The organism is Acidovorax sp. (assembly GCF_047607405.1).
In the GTDB taxonomy this organism is placed as follows: Bacteria; Pseudomonadota; Gammaproteobacteria; order Burkholderiales; family Burkholderiaceae_C; genus Acidovorax.
The window spans coordinates 55,802-62,709 of the sequence record NZ_JASGDA010000053.1 but is presented as its reverse complement, the minus strand read 5'-3'; the positions used below and the strand labels follow the sequence as shown (position 1 = coordinate 62,709).

At 68.3% G+C, this 6,908-nt stretch carries 7 protein-coding genes; 4 read left to right on the top strand and 3 right to left on the bottom strand.

The window, feature by feature from the left end:
• Positions 1-1,610: DNA helicase RecQ (gene recQ, locus QM569_RS06635; RefSeq protein ID WP_414986438.1), on the bottom strand; the 1,610-nt coding region annotated here is incomplete at its 3' end.
• Positions 1,611-1,824: 214 nt separating this feature from the next.
• Here recQ and QM569_RS06630 point away from each other — a divergent pair.
• Positions 1,825-2,670, top strand: a complete 846-nt coding sequence (locus QM569_RS06630) for an acid phosphatase (RefSeq protein WP_414986437.1) — start codon at positions 1,825-1,827, stop codon at positions 2,668-2,670.
• Positions 2,671-2,770: 100 nt separating this feature from the next.
• Here QM569_RS06630 and QM569_RS06625 read toward each other — a convergent pair whose 3' ends face one another.
• Together QM569_RS06625 and QM569_RS06620 are read right to left on the bottom strand one after the other, a co-directional pair.
• Entirely contained in the window at positions 2,771-3,205 is a 435-nt protein-coding gene (locus tag QM569_RS06625) for a type II toxin-antitoxin system VapC family toxin (RefSeq protein WP_414986436.1), read from the bottom strand.
• Between the two features lie 6 nt (positions 3,206-3,211).
• The gene (locus QM569_RS06620; protein ID WP_414986435.1) at positions 3,212-3,457 is read right to left on the bottom strand and encodes a type II toxin-antitoxin system Phd/YefM family antitoxin; all 246 of its coding nucleotides are present in this window, start codon (positions 3,455-3,457) and stop codon (positions 3,212-3,214) included.
• A 92-nt stretch (positions 3,458-3,549) separates the two neighbouring features.
• Between QM569_RS06620 and QM569_RS06615 the strand changes: the two genes are divergently transcribed.
• The 3 genes from QM569_RS06615 to yegQ are packed head-to-tail and all read left to right on the top strand — an operon-like array spanning position 3,550 to position 6,891.
• A complete protein-coding gene (locus tag QM569_RS06615) occupies positions 3,550-4,587 on the top strand; it encodes a homocysteine S-methyltransferase family protein (protein WP_414986434.1) in 1,038 nt (345 codons plus the stop codon).
• A complete protein-coding gene (gene ttcA, locus QM569_RS06610; protein WP_414986433.1) occupies positions 4,580-5,518 on the top strand; it encodes a tRNA 2-thiocytidine(32) synthetase TtcA in 939 nt (312 codons plus the stop codon). Before QM569_RS06615 ends, ttcA begins: the two co-directional genes overlap by 8 nt.
• Positions 5,515-6,891, top strand: coding sequence for a tRNA 5-hydroxyuridine modification protein YegQ (gene yegQ, locus QM569_RS06605; protein ID WP_414986432.1), 1,377 nt, complete (start codon positions 5,515-5,517; stop codon positions 6,889-6,891). The genes ttcA and yegQ overlap by 4 nt, the downstream gene beginning before the upstream one ends.
• Positions 6,892-6,908 lie beyond the last annotated feature (17 nt).

Below are 6,908 nucleotides of genomic sequence, written 5' to 3'. Positions count from 1 at the left end.
GCGCGCTCGCGGCGTGTGCGCTTGGGCGCGGCGCTGGCCGTGGCCTCGCGCAGGCGCACCGGCACCTCGCCGCGCAGCACGGGGCGCGAGCCTTCGGTCAGGGTCAGGGTGTCGAAGCTGTGGCCACTCTCCAGCATCACCTTGTGCAGCCCCACGGCGCCCGTGGCGAGCAACTGGCGCAGCACGCCGCGCAATTGCGCCTCGCTGTAGTCCTTGCCCAGGCCGAAGGTGGAGAGCTTGTCGTGGCCGAACTGCTGGATCTTTTCCGTGTCCTTGCCGCGCACGATGTCCATGATGTGGCCGGTGCCAAAGTGGATGCCGCTGGCTGCGTGGACGCGGTAGATGGTGGACAGCAGCTTGCGCGCGGCGTCCGTGCCGTCCCACACCGCTGGCGGGTTCATGCAGTTGTCGCAGTTGCCGCAGGGTTGCGATGCCTCGCCAAAGTACGCGAGCAGCCGCACGCGGCGGCAGTCCGTGGCTTCGGCCAGGGCCAGCAGCGCGTCGAGCTTGCCGCGCATCACGGCCTTGAAGGTTTCCTCCGCCGGGCTCTCGTCGATCATGCGGCGCTGGTTCACCACGTCCTGCAGGCCGTAGGCCATCCAGGCGTCGGCGGGCAGGCCGTCGCGGCCCGCGCGGCCCGTCTCCTGGTAGTAGCCCTCGATGTTCTTGGGCATGTCCACGTGGGCGACGAAGCGCACGTCGGGCTTGTCGATGCCCATGCCGAAGGCGATGGTCGCCGCCATGACGATGCCTTCCTCGCGCAGAAAGCGGTCCTGGTTGCGCTGGCGCACCTCGGGCGGCAGGCCCGCGTGGTACGGCAGGGCGGTGATGCCCGCGTCGCACAGGGCCTGGGCCATTTCTTCCACGCGCTTTCTGGACTGGCAATAGACCACGCCCGCCTCGCCCACGTGCTCGCGCTCGATGAAGCGCAGCAGTTGCGCCAGCGGCTCCTTCTTCTCCTCGATGCGGTAACGGATGTTGGGCCGGTCGAAGCTGCTGACGAAGTGCTGTGCGCCTTCGAGCTGCAGCCGCTCCACGATGTCGGCGCGGGTCAGCGCATCCGCCGTGGCCGTCAATGCGATGCGCGGCACGCTGGCATAGCGCTGGTGCAGCACCGTCAGCGCGCGGTACTCGGGGCGGAAGTCGTGGCCCCACTGGCTCACGCAGTGCGCCTCGTCGATGGCGAACAGCGAGAGCTGCCCCTGTGCGTGCAGGTCGTCCAGCAGGTTCAGAAAGCGCTCGGTGGTCACGCGCTCGGGCGCGGCGTACAGCAGCGTGATCTCGCCGCGCGAGAGGCGCCGCTCCACATCCAGCGCCTGCGGCCAGTCCAGCGTGGAGTTCAAAAACGCCGCCGCCACCCCCGCCTCGTGCAGCGCGCCTACCTGGTCGTGCATGAGCGCGATCAGCGGCGACACCACGATGGCCACGCCCCGGCCCGCGCGGTGCCGCACGATGGCGGGCACCTGGTAGCACAGCGACTTGCCGCCGCCCGTGGGCATGAGCACCAGCGCGTCGCCGCCGCCGATCACGTGCTCGACGATGGCCTCTTGCGGGCCACGGAACTGTTCGTAGCCAAAGATGTCGTGCAGGACGGAATGCGCAGGGGACACTGGGTTACTCTTGTTTTGATAGCTACAGGCGCTTGCTGCATAAGCGCTAGAGGCCGATTTGAATCATAAATTGCCGACCGCCGGAGGTGGTGCCGGGAGACCCGCTATTGTGGCCCCGCACCGCCGCTCGCATGGCCGATGGCGCCGTCGCCTAGGCGATTTGACGCGCCGCCACGCCCTCGTACCATGGCTGTTCCATCCACAGGAGACAGACATGCGATACACCCCCACGGCGACCGCCCTGGCCGCTGCCCTGCTCGCCAGCGCCTGCACCACCGCCCCCAAGCCGCCCACCACCCTGGCCGAGGTGGGCGAGGTGCGCGCCGGTACCGGCTATGCCAAGGGCTACCTGGCGCGCGACGACATGGCCGACAGCCTGGCCCTGGTGCCGCCGCCGCCGGCGGAGGGCTCGGCCGAACTGGCTGCCGACGTTGCCGCCTACCGGGCGCTCACGGCGCTGCGCAGCGGCCCGCGCGGCGCACAGGCCAGCAAGGACGCCGAACTCAGGTTCCCGGCTGCGGCCTCGCACTTCTCCTGCGCGCTGGGCGTGCAGATCTCCGAGCAGACCACGCCGCACCTGACCATGCTGCTGCGCCGCACCCTGGTGGACGCAGGCGGCGCCACCTACAAGGCCAAGGACAAATACCAGCGCGCCCGCCCCTTCATGGTGTTCAACGAACCCACCTGCACCCCCGGCGATGAGCCCGCGCTGCGCAAGGACGGCTCCTACCCCTCGGGCCACTCCGCCGCAGGCTGGGCCTGGGCGCTGGTGCTCACCCAGCTGGCACCCGAGCGCACCGACGCGCTGCTGCAGCGCGGCCGCGCCTACGCGCAAAGCCGGGGCGTGTGCGGCGTTCACTGGAAGAGCGACATCGAGGCCGGGCGCCTCGTCGGCTCCGGCGCCGTGGCGCGTCTGCAAAGCAACCCCGTCTTCACCGCCCAGATGGCCGAGGCCCGGCAGGAGATCGCCAGGGCCCGCGCCGCAGGCCAGGTGCCGCCCGCCGCAGCCTGCGCCGCCGAGGCTGCGGCCCTGGACCTGTCCACCCGGCTGGCGCCCTGAGCCTTCTATCTTTTTGATAGCTGCTCGTGCTTGATGGGCGGGCGCTATGGGCCGATTTGATGGATATTCCCGCAGCGGGCGCATCCACCAGTGAGGGGACTTATTGCGCGCCCGGCACCGTCTCCCACGGATTGACCAGCACCACCGGCGCACTGGCGAAGTCGCGCACGTTGCGCGTGGCCACGGCCAGGCCGTGCTCCAGCGCCGTGGCGGCAATCAGCGAGTCGAACGCGGCCATCGGCTTGCCCGCTGCCTCGGCCTGCGCGCACAGGCGCGCCCAGTACCCCGCCGTGTCGCGCGTGAAAGGCAGGGCGCGCTGGCCAAACCCCGCCTGTACGCTTGCCAGCCAAGCGGCCAGCTCGCTTTGACGGCGGGAAGGCGGCAGGCGCACGATGCCGCGCTCCAGTTCGGCCAGGGTCAGCGCCGATACGAACAGGTCGCCCGATGCGCGTGCGCTCATCCAGCCCAGCACGGCGGGGGCGGGCGCGGGCCGCACCAGTTCAGACAGCAGGCAGGTGTCCAGCAGGAATTTCACGCCAGCTCACTCCAGGGTCACTGTGCGGATGGGTTCCGGCGAGCGCGTCGTGTCCAATGGCTCGCCCCTCGGTGCCTGCAGCAGCAGCGAAATCAGCGCGTCCTCGCCCGCCAGCCGCCGGTACTCGGGTGCCGCCATCAGCACCACGGCGTCGTTGCCGCGCCGGGTGACCAGCTGGGGGCCTTCGTTCAGCGCGCATTCCACCAGTTCGCTAAAGCGGCTTTTTGCGTCTTGCAGTTGCCATGCGTGCATGCGGGCTCCATGATTCTGACTGGGCTGACTAGTTTGATCGCACGGGGTGACGCTGTCAAATGGAGCGTGGGCCGGTTTTTACAATACGCCCCATGCAGCCCCTTACCTACACCCGCGCCCAGCAACTGCCTGCCATCCTGGGCGAGCGCATCGCCATCCTCGACGGCGCCATGGGCACGATGATCCAGCGCTTCAAGCTGACCGAAGAACAGTACCGGGGCGAGCGCTTCAAGGACTTCCCGCGCGACGTGAAGGGCAACAACGAGTTGCTGTCCCTCACCCGTCCCGACGTGATCCGCGACATCCACGAGGGGTATCTCGCCGCCGGCGCCGACCTCATTGAGACCAACACCTTCGGCGCCACCACCGTGGCGCAAGAGGACTACGGCATGGCCGACCTCGCCTACGAGATGAACCTGGAGAGCGCCCGCATCGCCCGCGCCGCCTGCGACAAATTCAGCACGCCCGGCAAGCCCCGCTTCGTCGCGGGCGCGCTCGGCCCCACGCCCAAGACGGCCAGCATCAGCCCCGACGTGAACGACCCCGGCGCGCGCAACATCGACTTCGAGCAACTGCGCGCCGCCTACTACGCGCAGACCGAGGCGCTGGTGCAGGGCGGGGCCGACGTGCTGCTGGTCGAGACCATCTTCGACACCCTCAACGCCAAGGCCGCGCTGTTCGCCATCGACGAATTTTTTGAAGCCAGCGGCGAGCGCCTGCCCATCATCATCAGCGGCACCGTCACCGACGCCTCGGGCCGCATCCTGTCGGGCCAGACGGTCACGGCCTTCTGGCACAGCGTGCGCCATGCGCGGCCCCTGGCCATCGGCCTGAACTGCGCCTTGGGCGCGACGCTGATGCGCCCCTACATCCAGGAGCTGAACCGCGTGGCCGAGGACACCTTCATCAGCTGCTACCCCAACGCGGGCCTGCCCAATCCGATGAGCGACACGGGTTTTGACGAAACGCCCGAAGTCACCTCGCGCCTGGTGCATGAGTTCGTCGCCGAGGGGCTGGTCAACATCGTGGGCGGCTGCTGCGGCACCACGCCCGACCACATCGGCGCCATCGCCCGGGCCGTGGCGCAGGTGCCTGCGCGCAAGATGAATTTCTACCCCGCCCATGCTTGACGAAGCCGCGCGGCTGGAGAAAAAGCTGGTGCGCCAGGTCGCCCAGGCGATCAGCGACTTTGGCCTGATCGCCGAAGGCGACAAGGTGATGGTCTGCGTCTCCGGCGGCAAGGACAGCTACGGCCTGCTGGACGTGCTGCGCAAGCTGCAACAGCAGGGCGGCAAGAACCGCTTCGAGATCGTTGCCGTCAACCTGGACCAGAAGCAGCCCGGCTTTCCCGCCCACGTGCTGCCGGACTACCTGGCGCGGCAGGGCGTGCCCTTTCACATCGAGACGCAGGACACCTACAGCGTCGTCAAGCAGCACATCCCCGAGGGCAAGACGATGTGCAGCCTGTGCTCGCGCCTGCGCCGGGGCATCCTGTACCGCGTGGCCGACGAACTGGGTGCCACCAAGATCGCGCTGGGCCACCACCGCGACGACGTGCTGCAAACCTTCTTCCTCAACATGTTCTTCGGCGGCACGTTGAAGGGCATGCCGCCCAAGGTGCAGAGCGACCGGGGCGACCACCTCATCATCCGCCCGCTCGCCTACGTGGCCGAAAGCGACCTGGCGCGCTGGGCCGACATCCGCCAGTTCCCCATCATTCCCTGCACGCTGTGCGGCAGCCAGGAGAACCTGCAACGCAAGCAGATCGGCCACATGCTGCGCGACTGGCAGCAGCAACACCCCGGCCGCATCGAGAACATGGCGGCGGCGCTGCGCAACGTGCAGCTGTCGCATTTCATGGATGCGCGCCATTTCGACTTTGCGGGCCTGGCGGCCAACGGCGTGCCGGATGCCGATGGCGACAAAGCCTTTGACCCTGATTCGCCCCCTCTCCCTCTGGGAGAGGGCTGGGGTGAGGGCCAGCAGCGCCCGCAGAACATCCCCCTCACCCCCGCCCTCTCCCGCACGCGGGCGAGGGAGAAAGACAGGGCACCGACATGAAAGCCCCCGAACTCCTCCTGCCCGCAGGCTCGCTGGCCAAGATGCGGGCCGCCTACGACTTTGGCGCCGACGCCGTCTATGCGGGCCAGCCGCGCTACTCCCTGCGCGCCCGCAACAACGAGTTCAAGCTGGAGCAGATCAGGCAGGGCATCGACGAGGCCCACGCGCGCGGCAAGAAGTTCTTCGTGACCAGCAACCTCATCGCGCACAACGACAAGATCCGCACCTACCTGCGCGACATCGAGCCCGTAATCGACTGCCGCCCGGACGCGCTCATCATGGCCGACGCGGGCCTGATCATGATGGTCAAGGACAAGTGGCCCGAGGTGCCGGTACACCTCTCGGTGCAGGCCAACACCACCAACTGGGCGGCGGTGAAGTTCTGGCAGAAGATGGGCGTGGAGCGCATCATCCTCTCGCGCGAACTGAGCCTCGACGAGATCGAGAAAATCCGCCAGGAATGCCCCGACATGGAGCTGGAAGTTTTCGTGCATGGCGCCCTGTGCATCGCCTATTCGGGCCGCTGCCTGCTGTCGGGCTACTTCAACCACCGCGACCCCAACCAGGGCACCTGCACCAACGCCTGCCGCTGGAGCTACGCCACGCACGATGCGGACATCGACCCCACCACGGGCGAAGCCATCGCACAGAAGATGGACGGCGGCTTTGACTTCCACGCCGCGCAGCAGCAGGCCGAACAAGCCTTCTCCACCACCGGCAGCGGCCAGCGCCACCCCAAGGCCGACAAGGTCTATCTGATCGAAGAAGCGGGCCGCCCCGGCGAGCTGATGCCCATCATGGAAGACGAGCACGGCACCTACATCATGAACAGCAAGGACTTGCGCGCCGTGGAGCACGTGGCGCGGCTGGCGCAAATCGGCGTGGACTCTCTCAAGATCGAGGGCCGCACCAAGAGCCTGTACTACGTGGCCCGCACCGCGCAGGTCTATCGCCGCGCCATCGACGACGCGGTGGCCGGGCGCCCCTTCAACCCCGAGCTGCTGCTGGAGCTGGAAGGGCTGTCCAACCGCGGCTACACCGGCGGCCTGCTGGAGCGCCGCCCGAGCAACGAATACCAGAACTACGTCACCGGCCACTCCACCACCCAGCGCAGCCAGTTCGTGGGCGAGGTGCTGAATGGCGAGGGCGATTGGGCGCAGGTGGAAACCAAGAACCGCTTCGCCGTGGGCGACCTGATCGAGGTGGTACACCCCAGCGGCAACGTCCGCCTGCGGCTCGCGCAGATGCGCGACGCCGAGGGCCAGAGCGTGGCCGTGGCGCAGGGCAACCCCGTGCGCGTGTGGATTCCGCTGCCCGCGCGCTATGCGGGCGCGCTGCTGGCCCGCGTGATCGAGGAACCCGTAGCCGCGTGAGTTGAATCGCGCCAGAA

Excerpts from the sequence above, each read along its gene's own strand:
- QM569_RS06620 (WP_414986435.1), bottom strand. The coding sequence starts at position 3,457 with ATGCACGCATGGCAACTGCAAGACGCAAAAAGCCGCTTTAGCGAACTG.
- ttcA (WP_414986433.1), top strand. The coding sequence starts at position 4,580 with ATGCTTGACGAAGCCGCGCGGCTGGAGAAAAAGCTGGTGCGCCAGGTC.
- yegQ (WP_414986432.1), top strand. The coding sequence starts at position 5,515 with ATGAAAGCCCCCGAACTCCTCCTGCCCGCAGGCTCGCTGGCCAAGATG.
- QM569_RS06615 (WP_414986434.1), top strand. The coding sequence starts at position 3,550 with ATGCAGCCCCTTACCTACACCCGCGCCCAGCAACTGCCTGCCATCCTG.
- QM569_RS06630 (WP_414986437.1), top strand. The coding sequence starts at position 1,825 with ATGCGATACACCCCCACGGCGACCGCCCTGGCCGCTGCCCTGCTCGCC.